Source organism: Noviherbaspirillum galbum, from assembly GCF_010974945.1.
GTDB classification, from domain to species: Bacteria; Pseudomonadota; Gammaproteobacteria; order Burkholderiales; family Burkholderiaceae_D; genus Noviherbaspirillum; species Noviherbaspirillum galbum.
Genome location: NZ_JAAIVB010000038.1, coordinates 50,368 through 66,991 on the forward strand (window position 1 = coordinate 50,368; position 16,624 = coordinate 66,991).

Below are 16,624 nucleotides of genomic sequence, written 5' to 3' on the forward strand. Positions count from 1 at the left end.
AATCGCCATGGTTGAAATTGAAATTGACGGCAAAAAGGTAGAGGTGCAGGAAGGCAGCATGGTCATGGATGCCGCTAACAAGCTCGGCACCTACATTCCGCATTTTTGCTATCACAAGAAGCTGTCCATCGCGGCGAACTGCCGCATGTGCCTGGTCGAGGTAGAAAAGGCGCCCAAGCCCTTGCCGGCATGCGCCACGCCCGTGACCAACGGCATGATCGTCCGCACCGCAAGCGACAAGGCGATCAAGGCGCAGAAGAGCGTCATGGAATTCCTCCTGATCAACCATCCCCTGGATTGCCCGATCTGCGACCAGGGCGGAGAATGCCAGTTGCAGGACTTGGCGGTTGGTTACGGTCCGGCTGCGTCCCGCTACGAAGAAGAGAAGCGCGTCGTCGAACCCAAGGATGCCGGCCCGCTGATTTCGATGAAGGAAATGGCGCGCTGCATCCATTGCACGCGCTGCGTGCGCTTCGGCCAGGAAGTCGCCGGCGTCATGGAATTCGGCATGCTGAACCGCGGCGAACACTCCGAGATCACCACCTTCGTCGGCAACTCGGTGGACTCCGAACTGTCCGGCAACATGATCGACCTGTGCCCGGTGGGCGCGCTGACGTCCAAGCCTTTCCGCTACAGCGCACGCACCTGGGAACTGTCCCGCCGCCGCTCGGTAAGCCCGCACGACGGTCTCGGTTCCAACCTGATCGTGCAGGTCAAGCAGAACAAGGTCATGCGCGTCCTGCCGCTGGAAAACGAAGCCGTCAACGAATGCTGGCTGTCAGACAAGGACCGGTTCTCGTACCTCGGCTTGAACAGCGAAGACCGCCTTACCCGGCCGATGCTGAAGCAGGATGGCAAGTGGATCGAAACCGACTGGCAGACCGCGCTGGAATATGTCGCCCACGGCTTGCGCAACATCCGCCACGAACATGGCGCGGATTCCATCGCCGCGCTGGCCGCCCCGCACTCGACGCTGGAAGAATTGTCGCTGTTCCAGCGCGTCGTCCGCGGCCTGGGTTCGGATAACGTCGACTTCCGCTTGCGCCAGTCCGACTTCGCGCTCGATGGCAAGGTTACGCCCTGGCTGGGCACGTCCATCGACGAGTTCGGCCAGATGAACCGCGTCTTCGTGATCGGTTCCTTCCTGCGCAAGGATCATCCCTTGCTGGCTGCGCGCATGCGCCACGCGACCAAGCGCGGCACCAAGCTGAGCGCGCTCGGCGCCACCAGCGAAGACTGGCTCATGCCGATCGCCAACCGCCTGGTGAAGGCGCCGTCGAACTGGCTGGCCGCGCTTTCCGAGATCGTGGTCGCTATTTCCGCTGAAAAGGGCATCGCAGCCCCGGCCGGATTCGACGGCATCGAAGCCGGCGACATCGCCAAGGCAATCGCGGCGAGCCTGCTGTCGGGTGACAAGAAGGGCGTCTTCCTCGGCAACGCGGCCGCCCAGCATCCGCAGGCGTCGCAGCTGCATGCCGCCGCGCAATGGATCGCCGAACAGACCGGTGCTGCCTTCGGTTACCTGACCGACGCCGCCAACGCCGTCGGCGGACACATCGCCAACGCCGTCCCGGGAAAGGGCGCGAATGCCGTGCAGATGTTCGAACAGCCGCGCAAGGCTTACCTCGTGCTGCATGCCGAGCCCGAATTCGACACGGCTAATCCCCAGGCTGCCGTGTCCGCCCTCAAGCAGGCGGAAATGGTCGTCATGATGACGCCGTACAAGCATGGCCTCGATTACGCCGACGTGCTCCTGCCGGTGTCGCCGTTCTCCGAAACCGCCGGCACCTTCGTTAACTGCGAAGGCCGCGCGCAAGGATTCAACGGTACGGTGAAGCCCCTGGGCGAGACCCGCCCGGCATGGAAAGTGCTGCGCGTGCTCGGCAACCTGCTGGACATCAGCGGCTTCAACTACGAAACCTCGGAAGAGATCCGCGCCGAGATCCTCGGCAGCAGGAAAGCCGAGGAAGCCGACCTGTCGCCGAAGCTGAACAACAAGGCTGGAATCGCGCCGCAGGCCGCGAAGGAAGCCGATCCGAGCGCCATCGAGCGCATCGCCGACGTGCCGATCTACTTTACCGACGCCATCGTGCGCCGTTCGGGCGCGCTGCAGGAAACCAGCGATGCCCGCGCTCCGAAGGCAGTGCTGTCCGCCTACATCGCCGAGCAGCTCGGCATTGGAGAAGGCGACCGGGTCAAGGTGACACAGGGGCAGGGCAGCGCCGTGCTGACCGCAGCCGTTGAGGCCGGCCTCCCGGTCAACGTGGTGCGCGTGTCGGCTGCACACCCGTCCACCGCCGGGCTGGGCAGCATGTTCGGCACGATCAATCTGGAGAAGGCGTGATGGATTTCATTTCGACCATTCAAGCAACCGGGCAGGGCATCTTCGGCGGTGTCTGGCCGCTCGTCTGGACGCTGGCCAAGATCGTGCTGGTCGTGCTGCCGCTCATGGGATGCGTGGCCTACCTGACGCTCTGGGAGCGCAAGATGATCGGATGGATGCACATCCGTCTCGGCCCGAACCGCGTCGGCCCCGCCGGCCTGCTGCAGCCGATCGCCGATGCGCTCAAGCTGCTGCTCAAGGAAATCGTGGTCCCGAGCAAGGCCAACAAGGCACTGTTCGTGATCGCGCCGATCATGACCATCATGCCTGCGCTCGCCGCCTGGGCGGTGGTGCCCTTCGGCCCGGAAACGGTGCTGGCCAACGTCAATGCGGGCCTGCTGTTCGTGATGGCGATCGCCTCGATGGAAGTCTATGGCGTGATCATCGCCGGCTGGGCGTCCAATTCGAAGTACGCCTTCCTCGGCGCCATGCGCGCATCCGCGCAGATGGTGTCCTATGAAATCGCCATGGGCTTCGCGCTGGTGATCGTGCTGATGGTGTCCGGCAGCCTGAACCTGACCGACATCGTGATGCTCCAGAACAAGGGACGCATGGCGGACATGGGCCTGACCTTCCTGTCCTGGAACTGGCTGCCGCTGCTGCCCATCTTCGTCATCTACGTCATTTCGGGCATCGCCGAGACCAACCGCCATCCCTTCGACGTGGTCGAGGGCGAGTCGGAGATCGTGGCCGGCCACATGGTGGAATATTCCGGCATGTCGTTCGCCATGTTCTTCCTGGCCGAATACGCCAACATGATCCTGATCTCGACACTGGCCTCCCTGATGTTCCTGGGCGGCTGGGGCGCTCCGGTTTCCTTCCTGGGCTTCATCCCCGGCTGGATCTGGCTCGGCATCAAGACCTTCTTCGTCGTGTCGCTCTTCATTTGGGCACGTGCCTCGTTCCCGCGTTACCGCTATGACCAGATCATGCGCCTGGGCTGGAAGGTATTCATTCCGCTGACTCTGGCCTACCTCGTCATCGTTGCGACCTGGATCCAGTCTCCCTGGAATATTTGGAAGTAAGGAAAAGGCTTATCACCATGGAAGCCATCAAAGACTTTTTCAGCAGCCTGATGCTGCGCGAGCTGCTCAAGGGCTTGGCCCTGACCGGCCGCTACATGTTCGCGCGCAAGATCACCGTGCAATTCCCGGAAGAAAAGACGCCGCTGTCGCCGCGCTTCCGGGGCCTGCATGCCTTGCGCCGGTATCCCAACGGCGAAGAGCGCTGCATCGCCTGCAAGCTTTGCGAAGCCGTCTGCCCGGCCATGGCCATCACCATCGAGTCCACGGAACGCGACGACGGCACCCGGCGCACGACGCGCTACGACATCGACCTCACTAAGTGCATCTTCTGCGGATTCTGCGAAGAGTCCTGCCCGGTCGATTCGATCGTCGAGACCAACATCCTCGAATACCACGGCGAAAAGCGCGGTGACCTGTACTTCACCAAGGAAATGCTGCTCGCGGTGGGTGACCGCTACGAAAAGGACATCGCAGCCGCACGTGCGACGGACGCACCGTATCGTTGATTCGCGCGCGCCCGGAAACACGATCGACGCGACCCGGGCCTTGCAGACTTATCTGGACCACTATGGAATTCAAAACCTTTCTGTTCTACGCGTTCTCGGCGATTCTGATCTTCGCCGCGCTGCGCGTCATCACCGACCGCAACCCGGTGCATGCGGCGCTGTTCCTCGTCCTGTCGTTCTTTTCGGCAGGCGGCATCTGGCTGCTCCTTAAGGCGGAATTCCTGGCGATCGTGCTGGTGCTGGTCTACGTCGGCGCCGTGATGGTGCTCTTCCTGTTCGTCGTGATGATGCTGGACATCAACCTCGACAAGTTGCGTGAAGGGTTCTGGCGCTACTTCCCGATTGCCGCCCTGATCGGCGTGGTGGTCGTGCTCGAGATGTCCGCCGTCCTGCTGCACGGCTTCTGGGGCGCATCCGAAACCGTCGTTCCCGCGGCTTCCGCGAACATCGGCAACACCAAGGAACTCGGCAAGCTGATCTACACGCAATACGTCTATGCCTTCGAAATCGCCGCCGTCGTGCTGCTGGTGGCGATCGTGGCCGCGGTGGCCCTGACGATGCGCCGCCGCAAGGACAGCAAGTACAACGACCCGGCCGCGGCAGTCAAGGTTCGCCGCAACGACCGCATCCGCATGGTGTCGATGAAGGCCGAATCGACCCGCGTGAACGGCGGCGCTGGCGCTGCGCCGGCCGCTTCGGCAGAAAAACAATAAGGGGTAGCACTGTGGCGCTTTCGCTCGCACATTATCTGATCCTTGGCGCGATCCTGTTCGCGATCTCGGTCGTCGGCATTTTCCTGAACCGCAAGAACATCATCATCCTGCTGATGGCCATCGAACTGATGCTGCTCGCAGTGAACATGAACTTCATCGCGTTTTCGTACTATCTCGGCGACGCGGCGGGTCAGATTTTCGTCTTCTTCATTTTGACCGTGGCTGCCGCGGAGTCCGCGATTGGTCTCGCCATTCTGGTGGTGCTGTTCCGTAACCTGGACACCATCAATGTCGAAGACCTCGACGCGCTCAAAGGTTAATCACGACAATAACGATAAGGTCCATCATGGCGGGGCAACTCAACCCTAACGTACTTCTGGCTGTGCCGCTGGCACCCTTGGCAGGTTCCGCGATCGCGGGCCTGTTCGGCACCAAGTTCTTCGGCAACAAGATCGGCCGGGCGGCATCGCATTCGGTCACGATCCTGGGCGTGCTGATCGCCTTCATCCTCTCCTTCCAGACGCTCATGGCGGTCATGGACGGCGCCACCTACAACGGCACCGTCTACAACTGGATGACCGTAATGGGGCTCAAGCTGGAGGTCGGCTTCATGGTCGACAGCCTCACCGCCATGATGATGTGCGTGGTGACCTTCGTGTCGCTCATGGTGCACATCTACACCATCGGCTACATGGCCGACGACGAAGGCTACAACCGCTTCTTCGCCTACATCTCCCTCTTTACCTTCTCCATGCTCATGCTCGTCATGAGCAACAACTTCCTCCAGCTCTTCTTCGGCTGGGAGGCGGTCGGCCTGGTGTCCTACCTGCTCATCGGCTTCTGGTTCACGCGCCCGTCGGCGATCTTCGCCAACATGAAGGCCTTCCTGGTCAATCGCGTGGGCGACTTCGGATTCATCCTGGGCATCGGCCTGCTGCTGGCCTATGCCGGTTCCATGAACTACACCGAAGTCTTCGCCAAGCGCGAGGAACTCGCCAAGCTGCTGCTGCCGGGCACCGACTGGATGCTGCTGTCCGTGGCCTGCATCTGCCTGTTCATCGGCGCCATGGGCAAGTCGGCGCAATTCCCGCTCCATGTCTGGCTGCCGGATTCCATGGAAGGTCCGACCCCGATCTCCGCGCTGATCCACGCCGCCACGATGGTAACCGCGGGCATCTTCATGGTTGCAAGGATGTCTCCGCTGTTCGAGCTGAGCGATACCGCCCTGTCGTTCGTGATCGTCATCGGCTCCATCACCGCGCTGTTCATGGGTTTCCTCGGCATCATCCAGAACGACATCAAGCGCGTAGTGGCCTACTCCACGCTTTCCCAGCTCGGCTACATGACCGTGGCGCTGGGCGCCTCGGCCTACTCGGTGGCAGTGTTCCACCTGATGACCCACGCCTTCTTCAAGGCCTTGCTGTTCCTTGGCGCCGGCGCGGTCATCATCGGCATGCACCATGACCAGGACATCCGCAACATGGGCGGTTTGCGCAAGTACATGCCCATCACCTGGATCACTTCGCTGCTCGGTTCGCTGGCGCTCATCGGCACGCCGTTCTTCTCCGGGTTCTACTCCAAGGACAGCATCATCGAAGCAGTGGCCGCTTCCCACATCCCGGGTTCGGGCTTTGCCCACTTCGCGGTGCTGGCCGGCGTGTTCGTGACAGCCTTCTACTCCTTCCGGATGTACTTCCTGGTATTCCACGGGGAAGAGCGCTTCGGCAAGGCCCACGCGCATGACGAAGCGCACGGCCATGGCGCCGGCCATGCGGATGCCGGCCACGAAGAGGAAGACCATGACGGCGCGCACGACCACCATCACGGCCTGGCCCCCGGCGAAAAGCCGCACGAGGCGCCGTTGGTCGTGACGCTGCCCTTGATCCTGCTGGCGATTCCCTCGGTCGTGATCGGCTTCCTGGCCATCGGCCCGATGCTGTTCGGCGATTTCTTCAAGGGCGTGATCTTCGTGGGTGAAAACCACCACGCCATGCATGAACTGACCGAAGAATTCCACGGCGCGGTCGAAATGGGCATCCATGCATTCACCTCGGCGCCGTTCTGGCTGGCGCTGGCTGGGGTTGCCGCCTCCTACTACTGCTACATGATCAATCCGCGCGTGCCGGCATGGTTCTTCAGCAAGTTCCATGGCATCTACACGCTGCTCGAGAACAAGTACTTCATGGACAAGATCAACGAGGCGGTGTTCGCCAAGGGCGCCCGCGTCCTGGGCGGCGGCCTGTCGACCGTTGGCGACCGCACCCTGATCGATGGCCTGGTGGTCAACGGCAGCGCGAAGATGGTGGGCTGGCTGTCCGCCCTGATCCGCCACTTCCAGTCCGGCTACATCTACCACTATGCATTCGTGATGATCCTCGGCGTGCTGTTCTTCCTGATGTATTTCATGCCGTTCCCGTTGTTCGCCAAATAAGTTGGCCAAGTAGAGCAAATAACAACCATGACGCAGTCAACTTTTCCTCTCCTGAGCCTCGCAATCTGGTTGCCGATTGCGTTCGGACTCATCGTCCTGGCCGTCGGCCGTGACAGCAATCCCGGCCTGGTGCGCGGGGTCTCGCTCATCGGCTCGATCGTCAGCTTCCTCGCGACCTTGCCGCTGATCAGCAATTTCGACAAGGCCGCGCACGGCGTGCAATTCGTCGAGAAGGCACCCTGGATCCAGCAGTTCAACGTCAGCTATGCGCTCGGCGTCGACGGCATCTCGGTCTGGTTCGTGCTGCTGACGGCCTTCATCACTGTCATCGTCGTGATCGCCGCCTGGGAAGTGATCGAGAAACGCGTCGCGCAGTACATGGGCGCCTTCCTGATCCTCTCCGGCCTGATGATCGGCGTGTTCTGCGCAACCGACGGCCTGCTGTTCTACGTTTTCTTCGAGGCGACCCTGATCCCGATGTTCATCATCATCGGCGTCTGGGGCGGACCGAACCGCGTCTATGCCGCGATCAAGTTCTTCCTGTACACGCTGCTGGGCTCGCTGCTGACCCTGGTTGCGATTCTCTACCTGTACTTCAAGGCGGGCGGCAGCTTTGACATCTTCGCGTGGCACAAGCTGGCTCTGCCGCTCAACGCCCAGATCCTAATCTTCCTGGCTTTCCTGATGGCCTTCGCGGTGAAGGTGCCGATGTGGCCGGTACACACCTGGCTGCCCGACGCGCACGTGGAAGCGCCTACCGGCGGTTCCGTGGTGCTGGCGGCGATCATGCTGAAGCTCGGCGCCTACGGTTTCCTGCGGTTCTCGCTGCCCATCGCGCCGGACGCCAGCCATGCGCTTTCCGGTTTCATCATCACGCTCTCGCTGATCGCCGTGATCTACATCGGCCTGGTGGCGCTGGTGCAGGCGGACATGAAGAAGCTGGTTGCGTACTCCTCGATTGCGCACATGGGCTTCGTCACCCTCGGCTTCTTCGTCTTCAACGACATGGCGGTGCAGGGCGGCATCGTGCAGATGATTTCCCACGGTTTCGTGTCGGGCGCCATGTTCCTTTGCATCGGCGTGCTCTACGACCGCATGCATTCCCGCCAGATCGCCGACTACGGCGGCGTGATCAACACCATGCCGCGCTTCGCCGCGTTCTTCGTCCTGTTCTCGCTGGCCAACTGCGGCCTGCCGGCGACCTCGGGATTCGTCGGCGAATTCATGGTCATCCTCGGCGCGGTGAAATTCAATTTCTGGATCGGCCTGCTGGCGGCAACCGCCCTGATCTTCGGCGCTGCCTATTCCCTGTGGCTGGTCAAGCGGGTGGTGTTCGGCGCCATCGGCAACAAGCATGTCGCCGAACTGACCGACCTCAACGGCCGCGAATTCGCGATGCTGGGCGTGCTGGCGATCGCCACGCTGGCCATGGGCCTGTATCCGGCGCCGTTCACCGACGTGATGCAAACCTCGGTGGCCGATCTGCTCCAGCATGTGTCGGTGTCGAAGATCAAGTAAGTTCCGCGGTGGAAGTATGGTCGACGTGGCGGTGATCGCCACGTCAGGGACCCAGCGACGATAGTGAAAAACTCATGAACCAAACTAACCTGATGCCGGTGTATCCGGAAATCTTCCTGCTGGTCGCCACCTCGGGGCTGCTGCTGCTCGACATGTTCCTCGGCGAGGCCAAGCGCGGCGTCACCCACCTGCTCAGCCTGGTGGTGCTGCTGGTGACGGCCATCCTTGCGATGCAGGACTATGGCTCGACCTACTACACCTTCAACCACATGTTCGTGGCCGATCCGATGGCCGCGCTGCTCAAGCTGTTCTGCTGCCTTGGCGTCGGGATCACGCTGATCTACTCGCGCCAGTACGCCGGCGACCGGCAGATGCTCAACGGCACGCTCGGCGGCGAGTTCTACGTGCTTGCCCTGTTCTCGCTGCTCGGACAGATGGTCATGATTTCCGGCAACAACATGCTGATCGTGTACCTCGGCGTGGAGCTCATGTCCCTGTCGCTGTATGCGCTCGTCGCCCTGCGCCGCGGCCATGCGGTGTCGACCGAAGCCTCGATGAAGTACTTCATCCTCGGCGCGCTGTCCTCCGGTTTCCTGTTGTACGGCATCTCCATGCTCTACGGCGCGACGGGTTCGCTGGACCTGACGGAAATCGCCAAGGTCGCGGCATCCAATACCGTCAACCGCACCATCCTGGTCTTCGGCGTGGTGTTCGTCGTCGCCGGCCTTGCTTTCAAGCTCGGCGTCGTGCCCTTCCACATGTGGGTGCCGGACGTGTACCAGGGAGCGCCCACCCCGGTCACGCTGCTGATCGGCGGCGCGCCCAAGCTGGCGGCGTTCGCCATCACCCTGCGCATGCTGGTGGAAGGCTTGTTCCCGCTCGCGATGGACTGGCAACAGATGCTCACCGTGCTGGCGGTGCTATCGATGGCGGTCGGCAACATCACCGCCATCGTGCAGACCAATCTCAAGCGCATGCTCGCCTATTCCACGATCGCGCAGATGGGCTTCATGCTGCTGGGCATGCTGGCCGGCGTGGTCAATGGCAACATGTCCTACGCCGCCAATGCCTACAGCGCCGCGATGTTCTATTCGGTGACCTACGTGCTGACCACGCTCGGCACTTTCGGCATCATCTTGCTGCTGGCCCGTGCCGGCTTCGAAGCGGAAAACATCGACGACCTCAAGGGCCTCAACCAGCGCAGCCCCTGGTTCGCGCTCGTGATGCTGATCCTGATGTTCTCGCTGACCGGCATTCCGCCGACCGTCGGCTTCTACGCCAAGCTGGAAGTACTGCAGGCCGTGCTGAGCACCGGCCAGGTCTGGCTCGCGGTGGTATCCGTGCTGCTCTCCCTGATCGGCGCCTTCTACTACCTGCGTGTCGTGAAAGCCATGTACTTCGACGAACCCGTCGACAACAGCCGCATCGAGGTCAGCGGCGGCATGCGCGCCACGCTGAGCATCAATGGCATCGCCGTCCTGCTGCTCGGCATCCTGCCCGGTCCGCTGATGGCCTTGTGCGCGACGGCGATCGTCAAGACCCTGACTTCCTGATCCGTGGAGGCGTCTTCCTCGGCGTGGATCGTCATTCTCCTTGGCATCGCCGCGGCCAACCTGCCTTTCGTGAATGAGCGCCTGTTCGGGCTCATTCCCGTCTCGCGCGAGCGCAAGCCGCTGTGGATGCGCCTTCTTGAGCTGATCGTCCTGTATTTCCTCGTCGGCCTGGTCGGATACCTGATCGAATCCCGGATCGGCAACGTCTTCAGCCAGACCTGGGAGTTCTATGCGATCACGGCCTGCCTCTTCCTGGTGCTCGCCTTCCCCGGTTTCGTCTTCCGCTATCTTCGCCGCCATCGTCAATAGATCCGGCGTTCAAGTGCTTGATCTGTGGTAACCGCTTGCCCGGCCGCCGTGTCAAAATCTCCGGCATGTCGTTGAATGGAGCATCCGATGGAGCATCTGCAGGAAACCCAAGTCGATACCGCCGTGGCCTACGAAGGCCATTTCCTCAAGGTCCAGAAGGACACCATCCGTCTCCCCGACGGCAAAACCACCAAGCGTGAATACATCAAGCATCCGGGCGCCGTCGTCGTGCTCCCGGTATTCGACGATGGCTCCATCCTGCTCGAGCGGCAATTCCGCTACCCCTTGCGACAGGTTTTCATCGAGTACCCCGCGGGCAAGATCGACCCGGGCGAAGAGTCCCTAGCATGCGCGAAGCGCGAGCTGCTGGAGGAAACCGGCTACACCGCGACGGAATGGCAGTTTGTCTGCACCATCCACAACGCCATCGCCTACTCGGATGAGCATCTCGACATCTTCCTCGCGCGCGGCTTGACCGCGGGCGACGCCAAGCTGGATGAGGGCGAATTCCTCGAAACCTTCAAGGCCACCTTGCCCGAGATGCTGCAATGGATCCGGGAAGGGAAGGTGAGCGACGTGAAGACGGTCATCGGCACCTTCTGGCTCGACAAGATCCTCAAGGGAGAATGGACGCTCTGACCGGCGCGCAGTCCTGAAATAAAAAAGCCGCTTGGAAGCGGCTTTTTTTATTGCGTTTCACCCGCGAGAAGGCTTCATCCAGACATCCTCCAGGCGGACATGCATCACATGTTCGGGTAGTTCGGCCCGCCGCCGCCCTCCGGCGTCACCCACACGATGTTCTGCGTCGGATCCTTGATGTCGCAGGTCTTGCAATGCACGCAGTTCTGCGCATTGATCTGCAAGCGCTCATCCCCCGCATCGTTCTTCACATACTCGTACACGCCCGCCGGGCAGTAGCGCTGCTCCGGCCCCGCATACTTCGCCAGGTTGATCTTCACCGGCACCGTCGGATCCTTCAGCGTCAGGTGCGCCGGCTGTTCTTCCGCATGGTTGGTGTTCGAGATGAACACCGAGGAGAGCCGGTCGAAGGTCAGCTTGCCATCCGGCTTCGGATATTGGATGGGCTGGAAGTCCGACGCCGGGCGCAGGCATTCGTGGTCGGCATGCTTGTGGCGCAGGGTCCAGGGCGCCTTGCCCTTGAACAGCACCTGGTCGATGCCCACCATCAGCGTGCCTTTGTACAGCCCCTGCGTCATGAACGGCTTGAAGTTGCGGCCTTTGTACAGCTCTTCCTTCAGCCACGACTTCTCGAACGCTTCCGGGAAGGCCGTCAGCTCGTCGTACTGCCGGTTCTCGCCCAGCGCCGCGAACGCCGCCTCGGCCGCCATCATGCCGGTCTTGATCGCGGCATGGCTGCCCTTGATGCGGGATGCATTCAGGAAGCCGGCGTCGCAGCCGATCAGCACGCCGCCCGGGAAGGTCAGCTTGGGCAGCGACTGCAGGCCGCCGGCGACCAGTGCGCGGGCGCCGTAGGAAATGCGCTTGCCGCCCTCGAAGAACTTGCGGATCTCCGGGTGCGTCTTGTAGCGCTGGAACTCTTCATACGGCGACAGGTAGGGGTTCTGGTAGGCCAGGCCGACCACGAAGCCCACCGCCACCTGGTTGTTGTCCATGTGGTAGAGGAAGGAACCGCCATAGGTGTCGGCGTCGAGCGGCCAGCCGGCGGTATGGATCACCAGGCCGGGCTTGTGCTTGGCCGGATCGATCTCCCACAGTTCCTTGATGCCGATGGCATAGGTCTGCGGATCACGGCCCTTGTTGAGCTCGAACTTGCTCATGAGCTGCTTGCCCAGGTGGCCGCGCGCGCCTTCGGCGAAGAAGGTGTACTTCGCATGCAGCTCCATGCCGAGCTGGAAGCTGTCGGTCGGGTTGCCATGGCGGTCGATGCCCATGTTGCCGGTGGCCACGCCCTTGACCGAGCCGTCGTCGTTGTAGAGCACCTCGGCGGCGGGGAAGCCGGGGAAGATTTCCACGCCCAGGCTCTCGGCCTGCTGGCCCAGCCAGCGCACGACGTTGGCCAGGGAGATGACGTAGTTGCCGTGGTTCTGGAAGCAGGCCGGCAGCGCCCACTCGGGCGTCTTGTAGGCCTTCTGTTCGGTGAGGAACATGAAGCGGTCTTCGGTGACGGCGGTATCGAGCGGCGCGCCCATTTCCTTCCAGTTGGGGAAGAGCTCGTTCATGGCGATCGGGTCCATGACCGCACCGGAGAGAATGTGGGCGCCGATCTCGGAGCCTTTCTCGAGCACGCAGACCGAGACCTCGCGGTTCTGTTCGGCGGCGAGCTGCTTGAGGCGGATGGCGGCAGAGAGGCCGGCGGGACCGCCGCCGACGATAACCACGTCGTATTCCATCGCTTCGCGCGGGCCGTATTGTTCGATGAGGTCTTGAGTCTGCGTCATGGATGTCACCTGGTTAGAATTTTTTCGAACGACTGTGCTAATTGTCGTGGATTTTGCGACAGAATGCTAGACGCAACATTCTAGAAACCGTTCCGCGGCGGGCTTTTCTTCGCCCGGACGGACGCATGGCGGCGCGCAAACTATGTAATCATAGCGGCTCCTGCCGGCGCGGCTTCTTGCGCCGTCCGGCCCGCCTTCCATGCCCCGCCCGTGCGCGCGGGCACGTGACTGTAGATGAAGTTTCCCCTAAGAACAAGGAGTACACCGTGGGAATCGAAACCAATTTCGAAGGAAAGATTGCATTGATCACCGGCGCATCCAGCGGCCTTGGCGCCCGCTTCGCGAAGGTGCTCGCGAAGGGCGGGGCGCAGGTCGTCCTGGCTTCCCGGCGCGTCGAACGGCTCAAGGAGCTGCGCGCGGAAATCGAATCGGAAGGCGGCGCAGCCCACGTCGTGACGCTCGACGTGACCGACTACGGCAGCATCAAGGCGGCGATTGCCCATGCAGAGACCGAGGCCGGCCCGATCGACATCCTGGTCAACAACTCCGGCGTCTCGACCACGCAGCGCCTGATCGACGTCACGCCCGACGACTACGCCTTCGTCATGGATACCAACCAGCGCGGCGCCTTTTTCGTGGCCCAGGAAACCGCCAAGCGCATGATTGCCCGCGCCAAGGGCGACCCGCGCAAGCAGCACCGCATCATCAACATCGCCTCGGTCGCCGGACTGCGCATCCTGCCGCAGATCGGCATCTACTGCATGAGCAAGGCCGCGGTCGTGCACATGACCAAGTCCATGGCGGTGGAATGGGGCCGCTACGGCATCAACGTCAATGCGATCTGCCCCGGCTACATCGAGACGGAGATCAATTCCGATTACTTCGCGACCGAGCAGGGCAAGACCCTCATCAACATGCTGCCGCGCAAGCGCCTCGGCACGCCGGAAGACCTCGATGGCCTGCTGCTTCTGCTCGCCTCCGACGAATCGCGCTTCATCAACGGCGCGATCATGGCCGCCGACGACGGCATGAGCGCGGCATGAGCGACGCCACGCCGATGAAGCTGGTCCATACCATGCGCATGCCGATCCGCTGGGGCGACATGGATGCCATGGGGCACGTCAACAACACGGTCTATTTCCGCTACATGGAGACGGCGCGCATCGACTGGTTCACCCGGGTCGGGTGCGAGCCGGATCCCTCGGGCGAAGGGCCGGTGATCATCAATGCCCGCTGCACCTTCATCAAGCAGCTGAAATACCCGGGCGAGATCGAGGTCAGGACCTACGTCGGGCAGCCGGGGCGCACCAGCTTCGAGATGACGCACGAGATCCGCCGCGTGGACGCGCCGGAGGTGCTGGCCGCGGAGGGCGGGGCGAAGACGGTGTGGGTGAACTTTCCGGCGGAGAAGTCGGCGCCGTTGCCGGCGTGGTTGCGGGAGGTGGTGGGAGGGTGAGGTCGCTGGCCCGGCGGTTACGTTGCCCCGGACCACCGAAATGGGATTCCCGCCTTCGCGGGAATGACAGAGGTAGACGGGAATGAGAGAGGTAGGCGCGAACCAGCTCCAGGCCGCCAAACCCCTTCTGTCTATCCCGTCACCCCCACCAGCCTGTGCACCAGCTCACTCGACGTCGACGCCGAAAACTTCCGCATCAGCTTCGCCCGATGCATCTCCACCGTCCGCGGGCTCAGCCCGACCTGCCGCGCGATCAGCTTGCTGGTCTTGCCCTCCACGAGCAGCGCGGCGATCTCCCGCTCGCGCGGGGTGAGCTCGGCGGTGACCGGCCGCTTCGCGCTCAAATCCTCGAAAGTCCAGATGCCGGCCGCATGCGGGTCGTCATGGATCAAGGAACGTCCGCTGACATGGCACCAGAATAGCTCCTGGTTCGCGCGCTTCATGATGCGTTCGTCGGAATACACGCCCTTGGCGCTCATGATGGGCACGATGCGGGCGCCGGTGCGCTCGAATTCGTCGAGAGTAGGGTAGAGTACCCGGAAGGACTGGCCCACCAGTTCGCCGGCCGCGTAACCGAACATCGCCGCCAAGGCGTCGTTGCAAGCATGGATCACCCGGTGCTGGGAAACGCACATGCCCACGGGCGCATGCTGGAAAATGGTTTCGAAACTGATGTCGAGCGGAACGGTCATGGCCGGGGCGGGCATTATCCACATCCAAAATTGGTATTTTTACGGTATTGCGGGCAACTCGTCCACCATCTTATGCTGGCGGGCATCATGAGGGCGCGGCTCGCGCGGTTTTCACTCGGTCATTTCACCAAAAACAAAGAGGGTTGGCATGAATAAAGTGTATCCCGATGCGGCCAGCGCGCTGGCTGACATTGTCAAGGACGGGCAAATCATCGCCGTCGGCGGCTTCGGCCTCTGCGGCATCCCCGAAGCGCTGATCGCCGCGCTGCGCGATTCCGGCGCGAAGAACCTGACGGCAATCTCCAACAACGCCGGCGTCGACGGTTTCGGCCTGGGCCAGTTGCTGACCACCCGCCAGATCAAGAAGATGATCGCTTCCTACGTCGGCGAGAACAAGGAATTCGAACGCCAGTACCTGGCGGGCGAACTCGAGCTCGAGTTCACGCCCCAGGGCACGCTGGCGGAAAAGCTGCGCGCCGGCGGCGCCGGCATCCCGGCATTCTTCACCAAGACCGGCGTGGGCACCATCGTCGCCGACGGCAAGGAAGTGCGCGAATTCGACGGCGAACAATACGTGATGGAGCGTTCGCTGGTGGCGGACGTGTCGCTGGTCAAGGCCTACATGGCCGACAAGGCGGGCAATCTGGTGTTCCGCAAGACCGCGCGCAACTTCAACCCGAACGTCGCCATGGCCGGCAAGGTCACCGTCGTGGAAGTCGAGAAGCTGGTCGAGACCGGCGAACTCGATCCGGACCAGGTTCACACCCCCGGCATCTTCGTGCACCGCATCGTGGTCAACGCGACGCCGGAAAAGCGCATCGAACAACGCACGATCCGTGCACAGTAACAGGGGAGAACGAACATGGCATGGACTCGTGATGAAATGGCCGCGCGCGCGGCGAAAGAACTGCAGGACGGTTTCTACGTCAACCTCGGCATCGGCCTGCCGACGCTGGTAGCCAACTACGTGCCGACCGACATCGAGGTTTGGCTGCAGTCGGAAAACGGCCTGCTGGGCATCGGCCCTTTCCCGACCGAAGATGCGGTCGACGCTGACCTGATCAATGCGGGCAAGCAGACGGTCACCTCGCTGAAGGGCTCTTCCTTCTTCTCGTCGGCCGACTCCTTCGCGATGATTCGCGGCGGCAAGATCAACATCGCCATCCTCGGCGCGATGCAGGTAAGCGAAACCGGCGACCTCGCGAACTGGATGATTCCCGGCAAGATGGTCAAGGGCATGGGCGGCGCGATGGATCTCGTCGCCGGCGTGGGCCGCGTGGTCGTGCTGATGGAGCATGTGGCGAAGGCCAAGGACGGCTCCACCTCGCACAAGATCCTCAAGCAGTGCAACCTGCCGCTGACCGGCGTGGGCGTGGTCAACCGCATCATTACCGACCTGGCGGTGATCGACGTCACCCCGCAGGGCCTGAAGGTGGTCGAACTCGCTCCGGGCGTGACGAAGGATGAGCTGGTCGAGCAGACCGGTGCGCCGCTGGACGTCAGCGCCGTCGCCTGATTGTTTTTGTCATTCCCGCGCAGTCGGGAATCCCATTGATCGCCACTCCGGGCAACCGAAATGGGATTCCCGACTGCGCGGGAATGACAGTTGATGAGGCAG

General features: G+C 62.3%; 16 protein-coding genes. 14 read left to right on the forward strand and 2 right to left on the reverse strand.

Annotated elements, in window-relative coordinates:
* Positions 1-7: 7 nt before the first annotated feature.
* The 10 genes from nuoG (at position 8) to G3574_RS12285 (ending at position 11,077) form a co-directional block, all read left to right on the forward strand.
* The gene (nuoG, locus tag G3574_RS12240) at positions 8-2,344 is read left to right on the forward strand and encodes an NADH-quinone oxidoreductase subunit NuoG (RefSeq protein ID WP_163963484.1); all 2,337 of its coding nucleotides are present in this window, start codon (positions 8-10) and stop codon (positions 2,342-2,344) included.
* Positions 2,344-3,408 carry an NADH-quinone oxidoreductase subunit NuoH gene (gene nuoH, locus G3574_RS12245; protein WP_163963552.1) on the forward strand — a complete coding sequence of 355 codons (1,065 nt, stop codon included), beginning with the start codon at positions 2,344-2,346 and terminating at the stop codon, positions 3,406-3,408. The genes nuoG and nuoH overlap by 1 nt, the downstream gene beginning before the upstream one ends.
* 17 nt (positions 3,409-3,425) lie before the next feature.
* Complete coding sequence (gene nuoI / locus G3574_RS12250) at positions 3,426-3,914, forward strand: NADH-quinone oxidoreductase subunit NuoI (RefSeq protein ID WP_163963486.1); 489 nt, start codon at positions 3,426-3,428, stop codon at positions 3,912-3,914.
* 62 nt (positions 3,915-3,976) lie between these two features.
* Entirely contained in the window at positions 3,977-4,627 is a 651-nt protein-coding gene (locus G3574_RS12255; RefSeq protein ID WP_163963488.1) for an NADH-quinone oxidoreductase subunit J, read from the forward strand.
* Between the two features lie 11 nt (positions 4,628-4,638).
* Positions 4,639-4,947, forward strand: coding sequence for an NADH-quinone oxidoreductase subunit NuoK (nuoK, locus tag G3574_RS12260; RefSeq protein WP_163963490.1), 309 nt, complete (start codon positions 4,639-4,641; stop codon positions 4,945-4,947).
* 26 nt (positions 4,948-4,973) lie between these two features.
* Positions 4,974-7,058, forward strand: coding sequence for an NADH-quinone oxidoreductase subunit L (nuoL, locus tag G3574_RS12265; protein ID WP_163963492.1), 2,085 nt, complete (start codon positions 4,974-4,976; stop codon positions 7,056-7,058).
* A gap of 27 nt (positions 7,059-7,085) precedes the next feature.
* Positions 7,086-8,576, forward strand: coding sequence for an NADH-quinone oxidoreductase subunit M (locus tag G3574_RS12270; protein WP_163963494.1), 1,491 nt, complete (start codon positions 7,086-7,088; stop codon positions 8,574-8,576).
* A 74-nt stretch (positions 8,577-8,650) separates the two neighbouring features.
* Entirely contained in the window at positions 8,651-10,129 is a 1,479-nt protein-coding gene (nuoN, locus tag G3574_RS12275) for an NADH-quinone oxidoreductase subunit NuoN (RefSeq protein ID WP_163963497.1), read from the forward strand.
* 3 nt (positions 10,130-10,132) lie between these two features.
* Entirely contained in the window at positions 10,133-10,438 is a 306-nt protein-coding gene (locus tag G3574_RS12280) for a DUF2818 family protein (RefSeq protein WP_163963499.1), read from the forward strand.
* An 87-nt stretch (positions 10,439-10,525) separates the two neighbouring features.
* Positions 10,526-11,077 carry an NUDIX domain-containing protein gene (locus G3574_RS12285; RefSeq protein ID WP_163963501.1) on the forward strand — a complete coding sequence of 184 codons (552 nt, stop codon included), beginning with the start codon at positions 10,526-10,528 and terminating at the stop codon, positions 11,075-11,077.
* 104 nt (positions 11,078-11,181) lie between these two features.
* Here the strand turns inward: G3574_RS12285 and G3574_RS12290 are convergent, their stop codons facing one another.
* Positions 11,182-12,858 carry an electron transfer flavoprotein-ubiquinone oxidoreductase gene (locus G3574_RS12290; RefSeq protein ID WP_163963502.1) on the reverse strand — a complete coding sequence of 559 codons (1,677 nt, stop codon included), beginning with the start codon at positions 12,856-12,858 and terminating at the stop codon, positions 11,182-11,184.
* A 266-nt stretch (positions 12,859-13,124) separates the two neighbouring features.
* Here G3574_RS12290 and G3574_RS12295 point away from each other — a divergent pair, with 266 nt between their 5' ends.
* Positions 13,125-13,901 carry an SDR family oxidoreductase gene (locus G3574_RS12295; protein WP_163963504.1) on the forward strand — a complete coding sequence of 259 codons (777 nt, stop codon included), beginning with the start codon at positions 13,125-13,127 and terminating at the stop codon, positions 13,899-13,901.
* Positions 13,898-14,314: an acyl-CoA thioesterase gene (locus G3574_RS12300; protein ID WP_163963506.1), complete on the forward strand. Its 417-nt coding sequence runs from the start codon at positions 13,898-13,900 to the stop codon at positions 14,312-14,314. The genes G3574_RS12295 and G3574_RS12300 overlap by 4 nt, the downstream gene beginning before the upstream one ends.
* 131 nt (positions 14,315-14,445) lie before the next feature.
* On the opposite strand, the gene G3574_RS12305 is transcribed toward G3574_RS12300, so the two are convergent.
* The gene (locus G3574_RS12305; protein WP_235953357.1) at positions 14,446-15,021 is read right to left on the reverse strand and encodes a PAS and helix-turn-helix domain-containing protein; all 576 of its coding nucleotides are present in this window, start codon (positions 15,019-15,021) and stop codon (positions 14,446-14,448) included.
* A gap of 133 nt (positions 15,022-15,154) precedes the next feature.
* Between G3574_RS12305 and G3574_RS12310 the strand changes: the two genes are divergently transcribed.
* On the forward strand, positions 15,155-15,853 hold the full coding sequence (locus G3574_RS12310; RefSeq protein ID WP_163963508.1) for a CoA transferase subunit A: 699 nt from the start codon (positions 15,155-15,157) through the stop codon (positions 15,851-15,853).
* A 15-nt stretch (positions 15,854-15,868) separates the two neighbouring features.
* Positions 15,869-16,522: a 3-oxoacid CoA-transferase subunit B gene (locus G3574_RS12315; protein WP_163963510.1), complete on the forward strand. Its 654-nt coding sequence runs from the start codon at positions 15,869-15,871 to the stop codon at positions 16,520-16,522.
* The last annotated feature ends 102 nt before the right edge of the window (positions 16,523-16,624 follow it).